Source organism: Pseudomonas sp. SDI, assembly GCF_003105155.1.
Lineage (GTDB): Bacteria > Pseudomonadota > Gammaproteobacteria > Pseudomonadales > Pseudomonadaceae > Aquipseudomonas.
This window is the reverse complement of sequence record NZ_QETK01000003.1, coordinates 96,655-116,624: the sequence shown is the minus strand read 5'-3', so window position 1 is coordinate 116,624 and position 19,970 is coordinate 96,655. Positions and strand designations below refer to the sequence as shown.

Annotated in this window: 21 protein-coding genes, 1 tRNA gene and 1 pseudogene; 10 read left to right on the top strand and 13 right to left on the bottom strand. The window is 56.9% G+C overall.

Going from position 1 to position 19,970, the window contains the following annotated elements; genetic code table 11:
* Positions 1–106: 106 nt before the first annotated feature.
* Positions 107–733, top strand: a complete 627-nt coding sequence (locus DCO48_RS03015; protein ID WP_116549132.1) for a LysE family translocator — start codon at positions 107–109, stop codon at positions 731–733.
* A gap of 63 nt (positions 734–796) precedes the next feature.
* On the opposite strand, the gene DCO48_RS03010 is transcribed toward DCO48_RS03015, so the two are convergent.
* Positions 797–873: transfer RNA gene (locus DCO48_RS03010), tRNA-Met, on the bottom strand.
* A 194-nt stretch (positions 874–1,067) separates the two neighbouring features.
* Here DCO48_RS03010 and DCO48_RS03005 point away from each other — a divergent pair.
* The 4 genes from DCO48_RS03005 to DCO48_RS02995 all read left to right on the top strand — a co-directional run bounded on the left by DCO48_RS03005 (position 1,068) and on the right by DCO48_RS02995 (position 5,212).
* Entirely contained in the window at positions 1,068–2,273 is a 1,206-nt protein-coding gene (locus DCO48_RS03005; RefSeq protein WP_116549131.1) for an MFS transporter, read from the top strand.
* 100 nt (positions 2,274–2,373) lie between these two features.
* Positions 2,374–3,681 (top strand): diguanylate cyclase, encoded by a 1,308-nt coding sequence (locus DCO48_RS03000; protein WP_116549130.1) that lies wholly within the window; start codon positions 2,374–2,376, stop codon positions 3,679–3,681.
* Between the two features lie 99 nt (positions 3,682–3,780).
* Complete coding sequence (locus tag DCO48_RS22675; protein WP_165840718.1) at positions 3,781–3,924, top strand: hypothetical protein; 144 nt, start codon at positions 3,781–3,783, stop codon at positions 3,922–3,924.
* A 118-nt stretch (positions 3,925–4,042) separates the two neighbouring features.
* On the top strand, positions 4,043–5,212 hold the full coding sequence (locus DCO48_RS02995) for an MFS transporter (RefSeq protein WP_116549129.1): 1,170 nt from the start codon (positions 4,043–4,045) through the stop codon (positions 5,210–5,212).
* Here the strand turns inward: DCO48_RS02995 and DCO48_RS22670 are convergent.
* Positions 5,185–5,352, bottom strand: coding sequence for a hypothetical protein (locus tag DCO48_RS22670; RefSeq protein ID WP_165840717.1), 168 nt, complete (start codon positions 5,350–5,352; stop codon positions 5,185–5,187). The genes DCO48_RS02995 and DCO48_RS22670 overlap by 28 nt on opposite strands.
* Before the next feature lie 120 nt (positions 5,353–5,472).
* A pseudogene (locus DCO48_RS02990) lies at positions 5,473–5,744 on the bottom strand (response regulator transcription factor); the annotation flags it as partial.
* Between the two features lie 320 nt (positions 5,745–6,064).
* Here DCO48_RS02990 and DCO48_RS02985 point away from each other — a divergent pair.
* Entirely contained in the window at positions 6,065–6,781 is a 717-nt protein-coding gene (locus DCO48_RS02985; RefSeq protein ID WP_116549128.1) for an autoinducer binding domain-containing protein, read from the top strand.
* A 15-nt stretch (positions 6,782–6,796) separates the two neighbouring features.
* Here the strand turns inward: DCO48_RS02985 and DCO48_RS23140 are convergent, their stop codons facing one another.
* Positions 6,797–7,498 carry a polyphenol oxidase family protein gene (locus DCO48_RS23140; protein WP_116549127.1) on the bottom strand — a complete coding sequence of 234 codons (702 nt, stop codon included), beginning with the start codon at positions 7,496–7,498 and terminating at the stop codon, positions 6,797–6,799.
* Positions 7,499–7,715: 217 nt separating this feature from the next.
* Here DCO48_RS23140 and DCO48_RS02975 point away from each other — a divergent pair, with 217 nt between their 5' ends.
* Genes DCO48_RS02975 through DCO48_RS02960 form a run of 4 tightly spaced genes read left to right on the top strand, consistent with a single transcriptional unit; the run spans position 7,716 to position 11,144 of the window.
* Positions 7,716–8,414: an alpha/beta hydrolase gene (locus DCO48_RS02975; protein WP_116549126.1), complete on the top strand. Its 699-nt coding sequence runs from the start codon at positions 7,716–7,718 to the stop codon at positions 8,412–8,414.
* A gap of 15 nt (positions 8,415–8,429) precedes the next feature.
* Positions 8,430–9,149 (top strand): bifunctional 2-polyprenyl-6-hydroxyphenol methylase/3-demethylubiquinol 3-O-methyltransferase UbiG, encoded by a 720-nt coding sequence (locus DCO48_RS02970; RefSeq protein WP_116549125.1) that lies wholly within the window; start codon positions 8,430–8,432, stop codon positions 9,147–9,149.
* Position 9,150: 1 nt separating this feature from the next.
* Positions 9,151–9,924, top strand: coding sequence for a hypothetical protein (locus DCO48_RS02965; protein ID WP_116549124.1), 774 nt, complete (start codon positions 9,151–9,153; stop codon positions 9,922–9,924).
* Positions 9,924–11,144, top strand: coding sequence for an MFS transporter (locus tag DCO48_RS02960; RefSeq protein ID WP_133247580.1), 1,221 nt, complete (start codon positions 9,924–9,926; stop codon positions 11,142–11,144). Before DCO48_RS02965 ends, DCO48_RS02960 begins: the two co-directional genes overlap by 1 nt.
* A 170-nt stretch (positions 11,145–11,314) precedes the next feature.
* Here the strand turns inward: DCO48_RS02960 and DCO48_RS02955 are convergent, their stop codons facing one another.
* From DCO48_RS02955 to DCO48_RS02915, 9 genes are all read right to left on the bottom strand, one after another.
* A complete protein-coding gene (locus DCO48_RS02955; RefSeq protein WP_256583954.1) occupies positions 11,315–11,929 on the bottom strand; it encodes a TonB-dependent receptor in 615 nt (204 codons plus the stop codon).
* Positions 11,930–12,109: 180 nt separating this feature from the next.
* Positions 12,110–12,535, bottom strand: a complete 426-nt coding sequence (locus DCO48_RS02950; protein WP_116549122.1) for a sigma-70 family RNA polymerase sigma factor — start codon at positions 12,533–12,535, stop codon at positions 12,110–12,112.
* 101 nt (positions 12,536–12,636) lie between these two features.
* Positions 12,637–13,674 carry a hypothetical protein gene (locus tag DCO48_RS02945; protein ID WP_177410590.1) on the bottom strand — a complete coding sequence of 346 codons (1,038 nt, stop codon included), beginning with the start codon at positions 13,672–13,674 and terminating at the stop codon, positions 12,637–12,639.
* A gap of 6 nt (positions 13,675–13,680) precedes the next feature.
* Positions 13,681–14,394, bottom strand: coding sequence for a phosphocholine cytidylyltransferase family protein (locus DCO48_RS02940; protein WP_116549121.1), 714 nt, complete (start codon positions 14,392–14,394; stop codon positions 13,681–13,683).
* 25 nt (positions 14,395–14,419) lie between these two features.
* Positions 14,420–15,037, bottom strand: a complete 618-nt coding sequence (locus DCO48_RS02935) for a gamma-glutamyl-gamma-aminobutyrate hydrolase family protein (protein ID WP_116549120.1) — start codon at positions 15,035–15,037, stop codon at positions 14,420–14,422.
* Complete coding sequence (locus DCO48_RS02930) at positions 15,034–17,349, bottom strand: PEP-utilizing enzyme (RefSeq protein WP_116549119.1); 2,316 nt, start codon at positions 17,347–17,349, stop codon at positions 15,034–15,036. Before DCO48_RS02930 ends, DCO48_RS02935 begins: the two co-directional genes overlap by 4 nt.
* A 5-nt stretch (positions 17,350–17,354) precedes the next feature.
* A complete protein-coding gene (locus tag DCO48_RS02925; protein WP_116549118.1) occupies positions 17,355–18,104 on the bottom strand; it encodes a class I SAM-dependent methyltransferase in 750 nt (249 codons plus the stop codon).
* The gene (locus tag DCO48_RS02920; RefSeq protein WP_116549117.1) at positions 18,101–18,664 is read right to left on the bottom strand and encodes an adenylyl-sulfate kinase; all 564 of its coding nucleotides are present in this window, start codon (positions 18,662–18,664) and stop codon (positions 18,101–18,103) included. Before DCO48_RS02920 ends, DCO48_RS02925 begins: the two co-directional genes overlap by 4 nt.
* A gap of 23 nt (positions 18,665–18,687) precedes the next feature.
* The gene (locus DCO48_RS02915; protein ID WP_116549116.1) at positions 18,688–19,869 is read right to left on the bottom strand and encodes a hypothetical protein; all 1,182 of its coding nucleotides are present in this window, start codon (positions 19,867–19,869) and stop codon (positions 18,688–18,690) included.
* Positions 19,870–19,970 lie beyond the last annotated feature (101 nt).

The following is a 19,970-nucleotide window of genomic DNA, read 5'->3' as shown; positions in this document are numbered from 1 at the left end:
TTTGCCGCACTATAAATCGATTTTTCGCCTGGGCGAAGCCTTCGATAATGCCGGCGCACGGGAATGATCTGTGCGTATTGCTTGCGTATCTATCGAGGAGACTGGCGTGAACGAACTGCTTGCTGTGGCCCTGATTACCCTGTTGGCGGTGATCAGCCCCGGCCCGGACTTTGCCATGGTCACCCGCAACAGCTACGCCTTCGGCCGGCGTTGCGGGTTGCTGGCGGCGCTGGGGATTGCCTGTGGGGTGCAGGTGCATGTGCTGTATACGGTGCTGGGGGTGGCGCTGGTGATCAGTCATTCGCCGTTGCTGTTCATGGCGATGAAACTGTTGGGGGCCGGGTATCTGCTGTGGCTGGGTTACAAGTCGCTGAGCAACACCACGCCGCTGTCGCTGGAGGCGGGCGGGGTGGGTAGCCCGAGTGGCTTCGGGGCGTTTCGCACTGGGTTTCTGACCAATGCGCTGAACCCGAAGACGATGTTGTTCGTGGTCAGTGCATATACCCAGGTGGTGCAGTTGGGCAGCAGTTTGGTGGTGGATTTTGCCTATGGGTTTTTCATGTCGTTTGCGCACTGGGTGTGGTTCAGTCTGGTTGCGCTGTTCTTTTCCCGCGAGGCACTGCGCCGGGCGATGCTGGCGCGCCAGCGGGTGCTGGATCGGGTGATCGGGGTGGCGTTGATCGGGTTGGGCGTGGTGGTGCTCTTCTGTGGGAGCGGGCTGCTCCCGCGATAGCTTCACCACAAATCTACAGGCAAGAAAAAAGGGCTTACCTTGCGGTAAGCCCTTTTTAGTACTTGGTGGCTACACAGGGACTTGAACCCCGGACCCCAGCATTATGAATGCTATGCTCTAACCAACTGAGCTATGTAGCCAAGTGGCGCGCATTATTCGCCCGAAACGGATTTGTGTCAACACTCTTTTTAAAAAATTTTACGCACGATCAACCGCTTAGCCAGAACTACCCCATCCCCCGGTGTTTTCCCTCGCTTCCAGAAAAGAGATAGTGCGCTAGCTATCTAATTCTGGATAATTGGATCCCGATTGATTGTTGGATGGACGCCTTCCCATGAGCACCGCTACATCAACGACCACCGCCGGCAGCGTGCAGAGCAGCCCGCTGGTGATGCGCATCATCGCTGCCTGTGCGCTGGCGCACCTGATCAATGACCTGATCCAGGCGGTGCTGCCGTCGATCTACCCGTTGCTCAAGGCCAACTACGGTTTAAGCTTTGCCCAGGTCGGGCTGATTACCCTGACCTTCCAGGTGACCGCCTCGCTGCTGCAACCCTGGGTGGGCTTCTACACCGACCGCAAGCCAATGCCGAACCTGCTGCCGCTGGGCACGCTGTGCACCCTGGTGGGGATCGTGATGCTGGCGTATGTCGGCAGCTTCCCGATGATTCTGCTGGCGGCGGCCCTGGTCGGCATCGGCTCCTCGACCTTCCACCCGGAAACCTCGCGGATCGCCCGGCTGGCCTCCGGTGGGCGCTTCGGCCTGGCGCAATCGACTTTCCAGGTCGGCGGCAACGCCGGCTCGGCGTTCGGCCCGCTGCTGGCGGCGGCGATCATCATTCCGTTCGGCCAGGGCAACGTTGCCTGGTTCGGTCTGTTTGCGGTGTGTGCGCTGCTGGTCACCTACGCCCTCAGCCGCTGGTACAAGGAGCACCTCAACCTGTTCAAGGCCAAGCGCGGCCAGGCGGCCAGCCACGGGCTGTCACGCAACCGGGTGATCGGCGCGCTGGTGGTGCTGGCGCTGCTGGTGTTCTCCAAGTACTTCTACATGTCCAGTCTCACCAGCTACTACACCTTCTACCTGATCGAGAAATTCGACCTGTCGGTAGCCAGCTCGCAGTTGCACCTGTTCCTGTTTCTTGGCGCGGTAGCCGCCGGGACTTTCTTCGGTGGGCCGATTGGCGACCGCATCGGGCGCAAGGCGGTGATCTGGTTCTCGATCCTCGGCGTTGCCCCGTTCACCCTGGCGCTGCCGTATGCCGACCTGTTCTGGACCAGTGTGCTCAGCGTGATCATCGGCTTCATCCTCGCCTCGGCGTTCTCGGCCATCGTCGTGTATGCCCAGGAACTGGTACCGGGCAATGTCGGCATGATCGCCGGGATCTTCTTCGGCCTGATGTTCGGCTTTGGCGGCATCGGCGCGGCGCTGCTCGGTTACCTGGCCGACATCCATGGCATCGAGTACGTGTATTGGCTGTGCTCGTTCCTGCCGCTGTTCGGTGTACTGGCGATCCTCCTGCCATCCACCGGCAGGCGCTGAGGGCCGTGCCAGCCAGCTTGCGGGATTGCTCCCCGGGGGGCAGATCCAGTAAGTTGGCGGGCTTGCAATCGCCCGATTGTCTGTCCGAAGTCCTGTCTTTATGTCCAAGCCAAGCCCCGCTACCTCATCTACCGAACCCGAACGGCTGGAAGTGCGTCGTCTGCGCGAGATCATTGCGCACAACTCCGACTGGATCTGGGAAGTGGACCGCGAGGGCCGCTATACCTTCTGCTCGGAGCACAGCCGGCACCTGCTCGGCTACGCCCCGGAGCAGGTGCTTGGGCGCACGCCGTTCGATTTCATGCCGGCCGACGAGGCGGCGCGGGTCGGCGCGCTGTTCGCCGGGATCATCGCCGAGCAGCGGCCGTTCAGCGGGCTGATCAACCGCAACCTGCGCGCCGACGGCCGTCTGCTGATGCTGGAAACCAGCGGCGTGCCGCTGTTCGACGAGCAGGGGGCGCTCAGTGGCTACCGCGGCATCGACCGCGACGTGACGCCGGCCATCGGCCCGCTGGATCGGCGGGAAGTGCAGCTTGAAGCGCTGTACGCCGCCGCGTCGGTGGCCCTCGGGCTGGTCGACCGCCAGGGCAACCTGGTCAATGTCAATAACGCGCTGGCGCAACTGCTCGGCGGCTCGGTCACGGCGCTGGTTGGCCAAACGCTGGGCAGCCTGATCAGCCCACAGCAGTTGGACGTGGTGCATTGCCTGGGCTGCCTTGAGCGCGGCGAAACCCTGGCCGATCAGGTGCTCGACTGGCAAGGCCGCAACTACCTGCTGGCGGTGAAGGCGGCGCGCGATCTGGATGGCCAGTTGCTCGGCATGACCCTGGCCATGAGCGATATCACCGAACACTGCCAGATGCGCCAGGCGCTGGCCGCCAGCAACGCCCAGCTGGCACTGGCGAATGCCCAGTTGCGTGAGCTAGCCGAGCAGGATGCGCTCACCGGGCTGCCCAATCGCCGCCGTTTTGACGAAGTGCTACAGCGCGCGCTGGCGGCGATGGCGGGTGACGACAGCCTGTCGCTGCTGATGGTCGACGTCGATCACTTCAAGGCCTACAACGACTGTTACGGCCATCAGCGTGGCGACGAATGCCTGCGCTTGCTGGCCCGGCTGTTCCGCGAAGTACTGCGTCGGCCCAACGACACTGTGTGTCGCTACGGCGGCGAAGAATTCGCCATCATCCTTGAGCACACCGGTTGCGTCGACGCCGCGCAGATCGCCGAGCGTTTGTGCGCGCGGGTGGTTGCCGAGCACATCGAGCACCGCGGCGTAGCGCTGGGCCGGGTGACCCTGAGCATCGGTGTGGCCAGCGCCCGGCGCGCTGGCCAGGATGTGCTGTACCTGGCCGACCAGGCGCTGTATCGGGCCAAGGAAAGCGGACGCAATGGTTATTGCCTGAGCTGAGCCGGCGGCCGCCAATGCGCGTCACAGAGCGGCCGAGGATTGACGGGCAGCCTGTGCTTCACCTAGAGTGCCGGCCTCTCTTACCCCTGTAGCCGACCCATGAACCGCTCCCCCCTTCACCGCGCCAAGCCGCTGCCTGTTCTGCAGGCGATGCGTCGTGACTGGCCGCGTGATGCGGTGCTCAAGCGGCGGCGCAGCGTGTTGTTCGCCTTCACCTTCTCCCCGCACGCCTGCTCCCACTGACACTACGGCCCTCCTGCGCCGCTGTCGGTCCGTTTCGCATTCGAATTTTTGATCGTGTATGCGCCTGCGCGTGAACGTCCGTCGTTCCTGCGCCGGTCGGTTTGGAGTTGTGGTTGTGATGAACAAGCGTTTTCTGTTCGGTCTGCTGTTTGCCGTGTCCGTGGTTGGCTTGAGCCTGGGAGCCACTTTGCCGCTGGTGTCGTTGCGCCTGCTCGATGCCGGGGCCAGCACTTTGCAGATTGGCATCCTTTCGGCGATGCCGGCGGCTGGCATGATGCTCTCGGCGTTCATGGTCGACGCCTGCTGCCGGCACCTCACCCGGCGGCTGATCTACCTGCTCAGTTTCGGCCTGTGCGCGTTCAGCGTCGGCCTGATCGACTGGGCCTTCGACTCGATCTACCTGCTCGGCCTGCTGCGCCTGGGGCTGGGGATTGGCATGGGCATCGCGATCATCCTCGGCGAGTCGTGGGTCAACGAACTGAGCGAGGAGCACAACCGCGGCAAGGTCATGGCGCTGTACGCCACGGCCTTCACTGGCTTCCAGATGCTCGGCCCGGCCATGCTGGCGCTATTCGGTGCGCAGAGCCCATGGGTGATCACCCTGGTCAGTGGCTGCTATGCGCTGGCGCTGGCCTCGATCTGCTGGACGGTGCCCAACGACCATGTCGAGCACGGTGACGACGGTGAGAAGAGTTTCTCCCTTGGCGGGTTCTTCCGGGTGGCGCCGGCACTGTGCATGGGTGTGCTGTTCTTCTCGTTCTTCGACGCGGTGGTGCTGTCGCTGCTGCCGGTATACGCCACTCACCATGCCTACGCGGTGGGCGTGGCGGCATTGATGGTGACGGTGATCCTCACGGGCGACATGCTCTTTCAGCTACCGATTGGCTGGCTGGCCGACCGCTGCGAGCGCACCACCGTGCACCTGGTCTGCGGTGTGGCGGCGATGCTGATCGGCCTGGCGCTGCCCTGGCTGATCGGTATGCCGTGGCTGCTGTGGCCGGCGCTGGTGGTGCTCGGTGCGGTGGCAGGCGGGGTCTATACCCTGGCGTTGGTGCTGATCGGCCAGCAGTTCAAAGGCCAGGACCTGGTGACCGCGAACGCCAGCGTCGGCCTGCTCTGGGGGGTTGGCAGCCTGATCGGGCCGTTGATCAGCGGCGCCGCGATGGAGGTTGCCCCGCATGGCCTGCCAATGGCGCTGACGGCCATGGCTGCGCTGTTCGTGGTGTTTGCCCGCAGCGCGCGGCGGCGGGCGTTCCGCGCTCAGCGTGCCGGCGAAGGCGCGGCGTAAAGCTTGTCCAGCGTATGGCGCGGCGAGGCGTCGAGCATCTGCCCGTGGTTCAGGTCGGGGAAGGTCCTGAAACCAACCTGCACGCCCGGCACCTGTTGCAGCTGGGCGCGCAGGCGTTGCGTGGCCTGCAGCATGTCCACGGTTGAGCCGGGCCGCGCCTGCGCCGGCTCGTTGAGCTCCTGGCGGCTGAACTCGCTGCCCAGGGTCAGGGTTTGTTCGAAGCCGGTCAGGCCGGCGCTGCACTGCTGGTGGCTGACGTCCTCGGCCAGGCTGAACGGCTTGAGCAGGTAATCGTCGGCACCACGGGTGAAGCCGCTGATGCCGACATCAGCATCACCGGCACGCCCTGACGGCTGCGCAGGCGTTCGAGCAGTGCCAGGCCGTCGAGGTCGGGCAGCATGATGTCGAGCAGGATCAGGTCGAAGCGCCGCGCGTCGCAGGCGGCCAGGCCTTCAAGGCCATCCACGCAGGCGGTGACCTGAAAGCCACGCAGCCGCAGGTCGTCTTCGACCAGCAGCAGTTGCGGGGAGATTCGGGAGTTTTAAAGGTGAGAGATATTCGCGTTTGAGGCTGTCGTATGCTGCTTGCGATAACGCAACGGCGGCGAATCCTTGAGGCATTTTCCTCAAAGACTGACAAGTGGGTGATTCTAAAAAACCGCATGTTTTAAATAAATAATAGAGTGGGAAATAAGCTGAACGGTATTGGTAACTTGTGCGAACTATAAATCCTACGGGTGTGCGGCATAGCTGAACACTGTGTTTAGTGCAGTTGGCAGGCATTAATGACAGGATTACTCGGAAGGCGACATGCAAATTGGTTCCTAGGTTTTGTACCGTTTGGAGGTGTTTAATGAGTTGCCATTTTTCTGCTTTGACCAGTTTGGCAAGCGGGGGTAAGGGGTTTGGGTCTTTAGAAGAGTTGGTTGATAATGCAATATGTTCGGTTCGAGAACTGAGTTTTGACTACTTTCTTTACGGGGTATGTAATTCCACTCCTTTTATGAAGCCAGATATAAAGTTTTTAGGTAATTGGCCGGAAGAGTGGGCTGAGTACTATAAAGAAATGAATTGCGCCCCGCTGGATCCAGTGATTCAGCACTGCAAGGTATTTTTTGAACCGATGAAATTACCTGGCGAAATGTTTCTAAAGCCTTTAGCGCTTAATTCTAAGGTGTCTGGTTTCAATATATCTGAAGGTGTGGTTCAGCCATCCTTCAAAGCAAGTGGGTATTTTGGCTTTCTTTACCTTGCTAAACTCAGTGGAACTGTGAGCGATGAAGAGTTCAAGGGGCTGAAGCCAATAATTAGATCGTTGGCAGACACGATAGGTGAACAAGTAATTAAGCTTGGTTGGGCGTCACCAAATGGTGAGCTGGTTGAGCTTGTAGAAAAGGAAAAAGAAATACTACGGTGGGTTGCGGACGGCAAAACTTCAGGGGAGGTTTCTATCATTCTTGGCGTGGCTGTCGATACTGTGAACTTTCATCTACGAAACTCGCAGCGGAAATTGGGGGCGAGTAATAGAGTGCAAACGCTGACGTATGCTGTTGCTAATGGGTATATATAGTTATGATGCCGTTATTTAGCGGTCGGATAGTTTGATCCAGGAGTACTGGAAGGTTTTTTCCTCCGAGTTGTGATTTCGTCTTCTGTAGCTTCCAAGCTTTATGTCCGAGCAGTAGGTACATGTGTCAACTAACTCTATTTGCGAGCAGTTCAAGCCTTCCTGATCCAATAGGTAGCAGCAGTAAAGTTTAAGATCAAGACACATGCTATCCTTATTGAGGGGGTGAGGTAATTCATTGCTATGAGGAGCCCAAGGCGCCTTTTTACCTCGCCACAGGTTTCCATCCTTATCTTCGATGGCTTCAATCAATGGCGGGCGAACCTCATAACAGCATGGTCCTATGGATGGACCTATAGCAAGCTTCAGATCACGGAGTGTAACTCCTGCGCCTCGATAAGCCTCTACAGAGTTTCTGATTATTCCGCTAAATAGGCCCTTCCAGCCGGCATGTATTACAGCGACAAAAGGTTCTGAGCTCGATGTCAAAAGAATAGGTAAGCAATCGGCTGTAATAATTCCAATTGGACGTGTTGTTCGGGTGAACACGGCGTCCCCTACGATAATGCCTGTAGGATGCGTCTTGCCTATTTCAATTACTGTTGAGCTGTTTTGCTGTGAGCAATAGAAAAGGTCGCTAGGTCTGCCGACTTCATTGACGGTTCCAAAATTGTGGGCGACGCCGGCGACTGAATTTAGATTGGCTGCATGAAAGCCCATTGTATTGCTGCCTTATACATATGGTTTTCATCTTATATCGTATGGCTATGTTTTTTTCAATGAATGATTCTGGCTGCCTATGGGTTGAGCGATTCAGTAGTGAATTTTTTAAGCACGCAAAAAGCATACCGTAGTCGCTACAAGATTTGGTAGGTGAGGTCAGGCTTTAATATGGTTATAAATACCTCGCTTGCGCCGGTCATGTAGGAGGCCATAAGTGAAGATAGATAATTTTGAAGTCTCATATCAAAATGAGGTATTAATTGGGCAGCATTGGGTAAGCGAGCAGGCCAGAAAGACAGTTCTAATTATGCACGGCGCTGGTAACTCAAGCAGCAGAGGGTTCCATAGTCTTCAGAGACATTTGTGTGACCATCATATAGACAGTATTTCTTTTGATTTTCTAGGGCATGGAAGGACCGGGGGATGCGTGCAGGAATCAAGTTTGGAGCGAAGAACAGAGCAGGCATTAAAAGTGGTGCAGAAATTTAAGTTGGAGAGGAATCTCAATGTTATAGGCTTTAGCATGGGGGCTCATAATGCGTTGAAAATAGCGGCGCAAATATCGGTGGCTCGGATAGGTTTAGCAATACCTGCAGTATATTCTGAGCGTGCAGAGGGTGTAGCATTTGGCCCGTTCTTTTCTTCTTGTATTCGTCGTTATAGAAGTTGGGAGGATAGTCAGTGCTTTTCAATTATTGAGAAATTCAAAGGCAAATTATTGGTGATTTCCGCTGAGGCGGACTTAGTGATACCCGCAGAAATCCCTTGCAAACTAATAGAAAAAGCAAGGAGCTGCATTGATGCTGAACATCACTGTGTGCGCGGGTCAGGTCATGACTTAGGCGCTCACTTTGGCGAGTACCCTGAAAGTAGGAAGCTGGTCTTGAAAAGTATTCTAAGGTGGCTAAGGTGATAGTTAGAGGCGTTTATGATAAATACCTTCGATGAGTTGTACGTTTATTTTTCTGAAGTGTACTTGACCAAAGACCGAACAAGTCGGGAGTGCGATTTGATTGAGGGCCTTTGTAGGTTAAATAAAAATGATCATGTCCTTGATTTGGGGTGTGGTCATGGCCGTATATCCAATGAGTTAGCCCGTCGTGGATATCGTGTAACGGGTGTGGATTGGTGTGAGCGCGCTCTAGAAGTGGCCGTAAATGATTCGCTGAATAGTGGCGTTGAAGTCGATTATCAAAGTAAAAATTTTCTGTCTGCTACTTGGGATGGGCAGTTTGATTGTGTGATCAGTTGGTATACATCGTTTGGCTATGCAGGTGATAAGGAGAGTCAAGAGCAACTATCAAAAATCAAATCAATGTTAAAGGAAGGGGGTGTTTTTTTAATAGATCATATTAATCGAGATCGATATTTGGCTAACAGGCCTGCTGCAAATGTAGAGGAGAGGGATGGAAATTTAATGGTTGACTATTTTGACTATGATGTGAGAAGTGGGAGGTTAAATATTGCTCGTGAATTTAATTGTGATGGTCGAGTCTTGGAGGCGCCGTACAGTATACGGCTTTTTGCCTTGACGGAACTTAAGGGGTGGCTGGAGATGAGTGGATTTAAGGAGGTCTCATCATATGGTATTACAGGGGAAGCATTCTGCTTAGACAGCAAAAGGATGATATTGGTAGGGATGGGGTAAAGTGAAATTTTTTTTCTCGGAAGTTAAGCAGGACTACAAGGGCTATGTGTTTCCATATGTCGTATGGGCCATGCCTGAATCGGTTGATGAGATAGTAGAATTGTATAGCCGAGGATTCCTACCTTCGCGTAAGCCTATTTTTTATCTGGCCAGGAGTACACGAGTGGTTCTGGGGGATTTTGAACTTGGCTATAGGTCGCGCCGCACAATTAAAGTATGCCAAGATGTCAAGATGTCACTTTTTAATATTGACGATTTTGTGCTGACTAATGCAATAAATAAAATGTGTTTGCTGTGCGCCGCGCTTAGGTTCGGAGAGGGTGTAGTCGATAATGATCGGCTGCATAGAATTTTTAATAAAGATAATGCTTCTCACGTCATGGTATTTTCAATTGAAAGTGAGGTTGTAGGCGTTGTCGCTGTCAGTTGTGTGAGGAAGATAGTTAAATATGGGTTTGCTTTTTACGATATAGATAAACCCCAGAAGTCGCTTGGGACGTTCATGATGACGGCCGTGATCAATTATTTTAAAGCTCTTAACTATTCTCATGTGTATCTAGGAACCTGTTGTGAGAAGCGATTTATATATAAGTCAAAGTTTAAGGGGTTTGAGTTTTATAATGGATTTAGGTGGTCGAGAAATATTGATGAGCTCGAATATTTGTTATGCAGAAATTCTGATGGTCATTTGCTGGAGGCAGAAGATTACTTGAGAGATTTTTATGCGGATGGATTCGACTTTGAACGCTTTGGTCAAGAGGTAAAATATATTTAGTGAGTTTTGATCTTGAGGCTTTATGTATGTGTTCTTCAGGGTTTTATGCGGCAGTTATGTTTTTCTCTAGGCTAGGCGCTGGGTTGTTTTTTTTTATAAATACTTGGGTTGTTACGGATCTTTCGGGAAGTCCCTCAGGTTCGGCGATCAGTTTACTTGTTGCCGTCGTGCCAAGTATATTTTTTTCCATGATCCTTGGAAGTTTTGCAGATCGATTTCGCCCAGTAAAGATATTGATTTATACAGAGTTTTTTAGATTTCTAACGTTGTTTTTATACGCTGGGGCATTTGTTTTTGGTGGTGTAAGTGAGTTTTATGCTTATTTGGTAAGTTTTTTAATGGCTTGCTTGGCGGAAACGCAGCTGATTTCTTGGCGAGTGATTATAGGGAACCTGCCTGTCGTTAGAGGACTTGCCATAAACTCATTATCTGTGATTTGTGGCCAGTCTGGGGTAGTGGTTGGTGCAATGGGTGGAGGAGTACTCTACTTTTATTTTGGCAGTGCCGTTATCGTATTCCTAGCAAGTTTTGCTTTTCTGATAACTATGGTTTTCACCAGGTTGCTTGTTTCTACTGAAGATATTTTTAGTATAAGGCCCGCAAAGCTAATTTTGGGGCAGGGTACATTGGTAAGTACAGCTAAGCTGATGTTTAGTGCTTTCCGTAGCCCAGTTGTGTTGGGTGGGTACGCATTGGTTCTTGTTAATACTAATGTTTTATATTTGTCCAATGCTTTGCTGGCACCCTTTGTTCAAAATGTTTTGGGGCTTTCTGCCAAGGCCTATGGTCTCATCGATTCTGCCTATTCTGTAGGAGCTATTATAGGCGGGTTATTGATGTCAAGGTTAGTTTCACGTTACGGGGCGGGAAAAATTATAGTGTTTAACGTATTGTGCTTGGCATTGTCCTTGTCGGGTTTTTCGCGAGCAGAATCATTTTATGAAGTGTTTTTCTCCTTTTTCGGCGTTGGGATAGGGTGTCAGTCTTCAATTATATGCCTTGCTCGTGCTCAGAGTGCTATTTCCCCGGATCTTCAAGGTAAAGTGTTTGGTTTGTTTAATACTATAACTGGTTGTTTTGGGGTTTTAACGTTTTTTATGTGTACTCAGTTTTCTAGTGTTGAGGAACTACGTCGGGTATTTGAAGTGTTGGCGGTTTTTGTGGTTATTACGCTTGCTATAATTGTTGTTTTTTTGATGGCAAAATTTTATCGGCTATAAGATTTTTACTATTGGGTTTTTCAGAAAAATCTCCGCGTAAAATTAGTAACAATGACCTATTCGCCAAACTTTTCCACACGTGTTCCAGCGTTTTAACAAGTTGTCCGCTGCCAGCTGCGAACTCACAACGTCGCCGACGAGGGCTGGAGCCAGCACTCGTCGGCGGACGCTTAGAACGTACCGCGTAGGGTCACCGACATAGGGCGCGGGTCACCCCAGTAATAGGCGGTCGGGGTGGCGCCTATCTTATTGTTGGCGTTGAGTTGCAGCGAGTAGATGTCGCTTTGCGCCTGTACGCCACCGCCGATGGTCCAGGCGTTGAACTCGCCCGGCAGGCGATAGCTGGTGAACAGTTTGAGCTGACGCTTCGGGTCGGTGGTGCGGATCGGCGCGCCGGTGTTGCCGACGGTGTCCTTCAGGTACTCGGTGGTGGTGCAGGTATAGCCACCGCTGATCTGCCAGCCCGGCAGCACCTCGCCGGACACCTTGATCTCGAAGCCATCGTTGCGGTTCTTGCCGGCGGCCACCTTGCAGTAGCCGGTGGTGTAGTTGGGCAAGCACGGGTTGGGGCTGGCGGTATCGTCCAGGGCGTTGCCGACCTGGTTGATGCGGAACACCGCGAACGAGGTGTTCAGCCGGCCCTCGTAGAACTCGCCCTTGATACCCATTTCGTAGGCTTCGCCGGTCACTGGGTCGAGCTTGGTGTATTCCAGGCCGCCGGTGAGCGTGGTGCTGTCGCTGAGGTCGGCCGAGAGCACGCCGTAGAACACTTCCTTGCGCTCCATGCGGGGTCCTGGAAGAAGTCCTTGTCATCGTGCACGGCGATCATCCGCCCGCGCACATTGCCGCTGTCGGTCAGCGGGCCGGAGATATCGGCGACGTAGCGCTGCGCGTCCCAGGAACCGTAGGTGACCGTGCCCGAGGCCTGGAAATCGCGGGTCGTCGTTTGCGCACCAAGTGGGGCGTCAGGCGTCGGCATAGCGCAGCCGATAGCAGGCGGCCAGGGCCTTGGCCAGATCGCGCTCGACGGTCGCGTGGGAAACGCCGAAGTGCGCGGCAATCTGCGGGCAGCTCATGTCGTCGAGCTGGGCCAGCAGGAATACCTGGCGGACTCGCGGGTTGAGCTGGTCGAGCAACTGGTCGAGACGTTCGAGGGTATCGAGAATCAGCAGGCGCTGTTCTTCTGATGGCACTTCGTGCTCGGGAAGCAGCGCGAGGCTCTCCAGGTAGGCCTGCTCCAGCGCGCGACGGCGTAACTGGTCGATCATCAGCCCGCGGGTGATGCTGCTCAGGTAGGCGCGGGGCTCCTTGAGCGGCTGCGCCTGACGCGCTCGCAGCAGGCGGACGAAGGTGTCCTGGGCGACCTCGGCCGGCTTCAGCGTGTCACCCATCTGTATCGTTGATCATGCCTACGCATAGAAGAGGTGTTAATTGTTAATCGTTCTTATTCTATGTGGTATGCCAAGGCTGAGGCAATCCTCAGTGAAACCATTCAGTCAGACGGTTGTGTCTTGCCTCCGGGAAACAGCTTACGCACGGTCAGCGGCGAGCCATACAAACCAGTGGCGCTATGCCCGACGCCCGACACCTGAAACTGCCGGTGATTCACCCGAACACCCCAGCGCTCTCCCAGGTACTGCTCGTAAGCGCGGTAATTAAGCTGCCGTTCAAGCCGATTGCTGCCTTGCAGTTCCGCGCCGCAGGACGTGTCGAGACGTCGGTTGGCCGGGTCGTTGTCGTCCGAGCCGACCAGGTAGGTGACGTCGCGGGCGGCGTAGCGCTGGAACAGCTGCTTGCCGTTCAGGCGCTGGCGCAGCAGGTAGGCCGGCGAGCCGATCAGGCCATAGCGGTAGTGGTTGTAGGTTGGGCACTTGGGTGCTGTGAGCGGCGCGAAACCCTGCGGCTGCGGCCGGCTGGCATCGAGGTAGAGATAGCTCGACGGGCTGGAGATCACATAACGCACCGCCACACCGGCCTGGCGAAGCCGTTCATCCTGCGGGTTGAGCATGGCATAGCGCTGCATCAGTTGGGCGCCGGCTGAATGGCCGATCAGCGTGATGCGCTTGAGCGCCGGGAAATGTTCCCGGTCGGCAAGGTAACCGACAATGTCGTCGAGTGCCTGAAAGGCACTGACCCCAACCCGACCAAAGCCCGCCGGCTCGCCGTGCATCCAGCTGTCGTTGCGCCACAGCGGCAGGTCGTTGCGCGCACGGTTGTCGGTTGGCACGAGGAAGTTGGGCGCCAGCAGCAGCGTCTGGCGACTTGGCAACTGCGCACGTTCAAGCAGTGTCTGGCCGATGGCAAAGTAATGGTCGGCGTTGCGCCTTACTCCGTGGAGGATCACCACGGCCTGCTCGATGCGCTCATCCTGGGTGATCTGCAGCGGCTGGTTGGCAAACACCAGGAAGGGATAGCGCTGGCCGTCGGTGCCGATCTGGATAACCTGCTCGGGCGCCGCCAGGCACTGCCCGATGAATGCCAGGGACCATGCCAGCACGTGGCAGGCAAGCGGCAGCAAACGATTCGTCATTTCCATTTACTGATACGCAAGCAGATCCTCAGACGAGTCCACCTCGCCCCATTCGCCGGTATAGGCGCAGGCCTGGATTGGCACCCGCCCGGCCTCGATCACCTGCTGCAGTGTGTGGGTCATGTGTATGTTGTCACGGCGTTCCGCCGTCAACGCAGCGCGTAGCCGCACGACCTCTGCCCAGCCTTCCGGGGTGAAGCGCAGCAGCCCCATGTACTGGCCCTGGACTTCGTCTACGGCCTTGGGCGTGTTGCCGATTTCGGCCAAGGTGCCTGCGCCGGTGAGGCGGAAGGTTTCGGCGTCCAGCAATGGGTCGCCAAACCGCTCGGTCCACAGCGTCAGCCAGTTCGGGTCATAGGTAACCGCCAGCGAGGCCGGGCAGGCCATCAACGACTGGACGGCCGCGGCGCTGTAGAAGATATCGGCGTAACTGACGATGCACGGTTCGTCCTGCAACCAGGACTCGGCACACGCCAATGAGGCAACCATGTTGGTCTGCGCCCAGCGCGGATTATGGAACTCGACCAGCCCCTGGCTGGCCAGCAGCTCGCGCTTGTAGCCGGTGACGATGGCGATCTGCTCGATGCCTGCTGCGCGCAGCGCCGCCAACTGCCACGCCAGCAGGGTCTTACCGCGCACCTCGACCAGGCACTTCGGCCGCTCGTCCGTCAGGCTTTTCATGCGGCTGCCGCGCCCGGCAGCCAGAATAATGGCTTTCACAACCGTTCCACCTTATGAAATTCGTTCATTCACCGAACAATGTCTTCAAGCGACAGAGGTCGTGTGCGGCAAAAACCTCCTCGCGCTCCGGGTGCCACATCCAGCCTTCCCAGGGTAGGCTCAGGTGCCGAATCGCTTCGATTTCGCCGTCTTCGCTGCGCGCCAGCACAGTAAAAGCCGGCGGGCACGAGGCCAGGGCGAAAGCGTGATAGCTGTTCACCTCGGCACCGATCTGGCCCGACAAACGATGCCGGGTTCGCACATGGCCGGTAACCGGCTTCAACTGGCCACCCGCCGCGTGCGCGAGCATCTGCATCCCCCGGCAAATACCGAGTACCGGCAGGCGCCGCGAGCGTGCATGGTCAAGTAGACGTGCTTCAGTGGTGTCACGCGCTGGCTGCTCGCCGATATCGTTGCCGCCCGACAGCACAATGGCCTGCGGCGACAGCCTGGTCAGCCAGCCGTGCATGGCGTCCTGGTCCGCCCCGGTCTCGTGTGTGTGCAGGCACAAGGTATTGGGCACCGGCACCGGCAAAAAGCCGCCGGCGAGGAGAAAGTCGATCAGTCGCTGGTCGAGCGCATCGCGGCATTCGTCGTGCTCTGCGACCCGCGCCACCCGCTGACTGACGGCAACGATCTTCATGCCAACAACTCCACCCAGCGCCCAGGGCAGTCCAGGTGCAAGCGCTTGGCCGCCGACCAGCGCCGATAGAGCACCTCGCCAGCACCGATAACCGCGGGCAAACCCAGTTCGCCCGCGCGAATGGCCATGTGCGAGTTGGCGCCACCCCAGGCGGTAATCAAGCCGGCAATCGGGTAGGCGAACAGCCAGTCAAACCCCGGGTCGGCGTTGGGAATGCAGACAATCGCCCCGGCGAGCTTGTCACGGTCCTCGCTGCTCACCACCGGTGCCGTCACCTGCTTCTGGGTGATGAAATTGGGAGCCGCTTCCGGCCATTCGAAGGACCAGACATCCTCCGGCCGGGTGATCACCGGCGGCAGCGAGAGTTTCAGGGTCTGCGCGTAGCGGGCCTTGCCTTGCTCGATGCTGCGTGACAGCAAATCCTTCGGATCGGTTGCCGCAACGTGCAGTTCCTTGAACACATTGATGTCGCAATAGGCCATGTCCTCGCGGCTCAAACCGTGCTGAGCGCCCACTTCGGCAATCAATGCCAACGCATCCGAGAGGTTGCGGGTGAAATGGAACTTGGCCGTCTCGCGCAGTTCGATGCCGGCTTGCATGAAGTCCAGCAAGCCGACCGGATCGGGCTGCAAACCATGCTCTTCCAGCTGTTTGACGATTTCGCGCATCTGCGGCAGGGTCAGCGAAAACGGCTTGACTGGCTCCGGCACCGCAGGCCGCTGACTCCAGTCGAAATAGAGTTCCGGCGCCTCGTCGTAACGCGGTGAAAGGATATCGTAGGTGCCCGGTCGCAAGTGGCCGTAGCGGGCGAGGAAGGTGGCCTTGTCGAGCGTCGCCCGGTCCCGGGCCAGCTGGCCACTGACGGTGGAAATGCCGCCCATGAAACTGTCGTAGTCAGCCTGGGAGAACACGCCCACCGTGACCAGCGACTTGAGCATCTGTACGGCGACGAAGCCCGCCCGGGCCAGACCGGCGAAGGGTAGGGTGCCGTAGCGTTTGGCATCCTCCAGCAGCCAGTAGATGCGTGCCAGCGGATCGGCATCGGAGGCCAGCAACGCTTCGCGGCGCACGCGGAGCATGTCGAGCTTATTGGCATCGGCGCGCCATAAACCCTCTTTGGGATGAACGATGCGATTGGTCAGTTTGCGCAGGCTGCTGCTGATAGCCTCCCGCTCGTGTTCCAGGAAACCGGCACTGGCCAGGCGCTCCAGGCGCTGTGACAAATCCAGGGTGTAACACGAGAAGACAATCTCGAACTCGACCTTGTCGTGCAGGGTCGGCTCGGCCAGCAGCCGATCGATGTAGTGATCGACCAAGCGCCCGGCCAGCCCCTCATCGAGGTCCGCTGGAATGAACGAGTTGAACGACAGGCGCACGTCGATATACGGCAACCCGGAAAAATGCGGCATCAGCGGGAAGCTGCGCAGGTTGCGGTAACCGTAGTTGTGTCGCTGGTAAGCCCAGATGGAGTCGGTGACCAGATCCCGATACAGCGAGAGTGCCAGCGGCTTGGGGCGCACGCCGATTATTTCGGCGGGGTTCCAGTCCGGCATTACCCCATAAACAGTGCGCTGACCCATCAGGAACGGCTGCGGCTGCATGCCCCGCGCCACTTTGCGCTGAATGGTTTCCAGCCGAGCGGCCTGCTCCGAGGCGCATTGCGCTGGGCCCGACAAGATCAATGGCCGGGCTTGCAACAGCCACAGCACCTCGCCTTCAGCTTCACGGGTGACCGCGAACTCGCAATCGATGGGCGTGCCATCGAACAGCGCCAGTAACTCGTCGAGTAACGCGATCACCGGCGCGAGGGCTGGTGCAGGCGCTACTTCGCTGAGTGCGGCCTGCTGCCACAACCGACCGCCCATGCCACCGGTGACCGATGCGGTGTCGCTGCCTTCCGACCAGTTCACCACGCGATAGGGCGCGCAGGTATTCGGGTCATGGGAGAAGGCGACGCCGGAACGCAGCACATTACCCAGCATCGGCTGGATCAACACCTCGTCTGCCAGGTGCACGTCGCCATAACTGGCGATCACCCGGTCGATTGCCGATTCCAGCTCGGCTTCATCGACCTCAGGCAGCGAGAGAAACGCCCCGGCAGCGGATGCTTGTGCACTGTCTTCACGCCGACAGCTGGAGCGCACGATCCACGGCCCGTTTCCCAACCGCCCGCGGATGTCCCGGAAACAGGCGTGACGGCCCCGTTGCCAGTCGCCAACGCTGAATGCCAGCAAGGGCGCGATGCGCGCCGAGGTGAGTCGCTCCTGCAGGCTGATCAATGTGCCAGCCTTGGTAGAGAAGTGCAGCGCCATCGGCGTTATCTCAGCTGGGCAACCCAAATATTGGTCGAGTACGGAATCTGGATCGAGGCCGCGTCGAGGCTGTTCAGGTAGTCCTCGATGGCGCTGATCACGTCATGGAATTTCGCCCCGGCCTGACGTTCCAGGGTCGCGTGAGAGCGCCACGCTTCCAGGCACTCGGCGACGCTCTGTTGGTGGGTGACACGTGCATCCAGGTGCACAACAGGGCCGAACAGCCCGCTGGCATCGATGACCGCAGTCTGGTCTTCACGACGCGTACCATAGCCGTAGCCCGGCACCCGCTCCTTGATGATGGCTTCGATCCGTGCTTGAACCGGATCGTCGAGATGACGATGGTTCCACATGCAGGCGAACCAGCCACGAGGTTTGAGAATACGCGCGGTTTCCTCAAGCGCCTGCTGGCGGTCGCAGACGTTGAACGAACTACCGAAGGTGACCATATCGAACGCCTGGGCGGCTTGCCCGGTGGCTTCGCCAGTGCCTTCGTACCAACTGACATTGGCCAGCTCGTGGGTGCGCTGGACGCCGTTGTGGCGCATGGCGTCGTTCGGCTCCACGGCAATGACCTGCATGCCGCGAGCGGCCAACATCAGGGTCAGGTGCGCAACGCCTGCGCCGACATCGCAAAAACGGTCGCCTTGTTCGGCGCCGGCAATGGAGAGCATCGCGTCGATGGCTGCATCGGCGTAATCGGGACGCTTCAGGTAAGCGTCAGCCAGGACGGTGTAATCCCATTCGGTTTTCATACCAATTTCCTTTTATAAAAACGGTGCAGCAAGTCTTCAGTCAACGTCGCCAGGGTGCGCTGCGGCTCGAACGCCACGGCCCAGTCTGCCGCGCTCGGTTCATCAATCGACAAATCGAGCCCTGCGACGTTGTGTAGCTCACCTGCATCAAATCGCCGATAGATGCCCTTGGGGTCGCGGCGGCGCAATTCTTCCAGCGGGACTTGCAAATAGACTTCAAAGTAGCCAGGCAACTGGCTGCGGTTCCAGGCATGCACTTCATGAAACAGCGAAATCGTCGCGATCACCACGATGTGCCCTTGCGCCGCAATCACCCGGCACAGATGGGCATATTGCATGGCCAGCGCCAGGCGTGCGGCCCTGTCGTAGTTCTGCGCACGGTCGGCGGTATTGCCGAACACCTCGCGCAGTTCATCCCCGTCGAGCACCACCACCGACTGGCCCTGGGCGCGAAGCCCGGCGGCAAACGCCTGGGCCAGGGTGGACTTTCCCGCCCCGGACAGCCCGGTTATCCACACGACCTGTCCGGCGCCTGCAACGTTAGTATCGACCTGATTCATGGGCACTTTAAAAAGGAGTGGGTTTATGCGGTCACGCGGGGTGCAGCGCGCTGGCTGTCGACGTCGCCATTGGCAGCCATCGCAAAGTAGCTGAACTCGGAATCGTGCTGCTTTTTGACCAGGTCGAGGAAGACGTTTTCCGGGTGTTGGAAACCGCCGAATTCGGCCGCGTAGAATTTCCGGTAGATCGCGTAATGTTGTTCCGGGCTGAGCAACTCAAAGCCGTGCAACAAGTCTTTAAGCTCATCGCCATTTTTCGCAATGGGCAGATAGCCGTCCATTTGTTCGAGCCAGGCATTAACAATCGGGTGGCTGGCATTATCGGCCGGCACATAATAAATCGGCAGCCGGCAAGTATTGAGCATAAACGAAACACCACCGCTGGACGCATCGGTAATGATCGTGTCGCACTGCTGGTAGAAGACCTCGCTGCGGCTCCTGGTTTTATCGATGGTGATCCACGGGTACTGATCGAGCTTCTCGCACATCTCGGCAATATACGGATGTTCGAAGTCGGTCATGTAAGGGCGCAGAAGAATGCTCGCGCGAGGTACCTGGGCCTTGACCGCATTAATAACATCGATCATGTTCTCAAACAACGACGCACCACTTGCGCAGATGCCTTTTTGCGTCGGTAGAATGCCGACGACATACTTATCCGGGCTGCGGTTAAACGCTGGCGGCGCACTTAATACATCGGGGATCTTGACCGGCAAGGTGGAGATTACGCTGGTTTTTCGAAGGTCCGAGCGTACCGCTTGCATTGAAAACGCCAAGTCCACATGGCGCTCTTGCCGGTAAAGCTGTAGCCCTTTCTTCAGCAAGGCAAAGAACGAGCGGGAGGGTGAAACAATCGCATCGAAAAATGACATCAAGGAGGCGGCGTAATGCTTGTCCTTGATCGGCATGCCGACGTTGCCGTGCGAGATAAACACGGCAAAATTCGATTCGTCGAGGGCCCGGCCAATAAAGGCGTCATTCGAGATGATAATTTCGGACTTCAAATGAACAATGTAGTCCAGTTCGACGTCCTGAACCGGGTAGTTCAGCGTCTGCTCGGCGTCTTCTTTAGTTAGGCCGGTAAGGCGGGTGTTCAATACGATGCAGTTATATTCATGCCGAAGAGCGTTTAGCGCGGGCAGTAAATATTCGAGGTAGGTTTTACCGCCACTTTGCACGTTGTTGATAAGGTAAACGCTTTTCATGGTAGATATCGCACGTTAAAAGCCTTCCTAGGCGTAACCAAGCTGACGTTGTCATTTAGCTCGATAAATAATAAATGACCGAGCCTGGCACTCGAAAATTG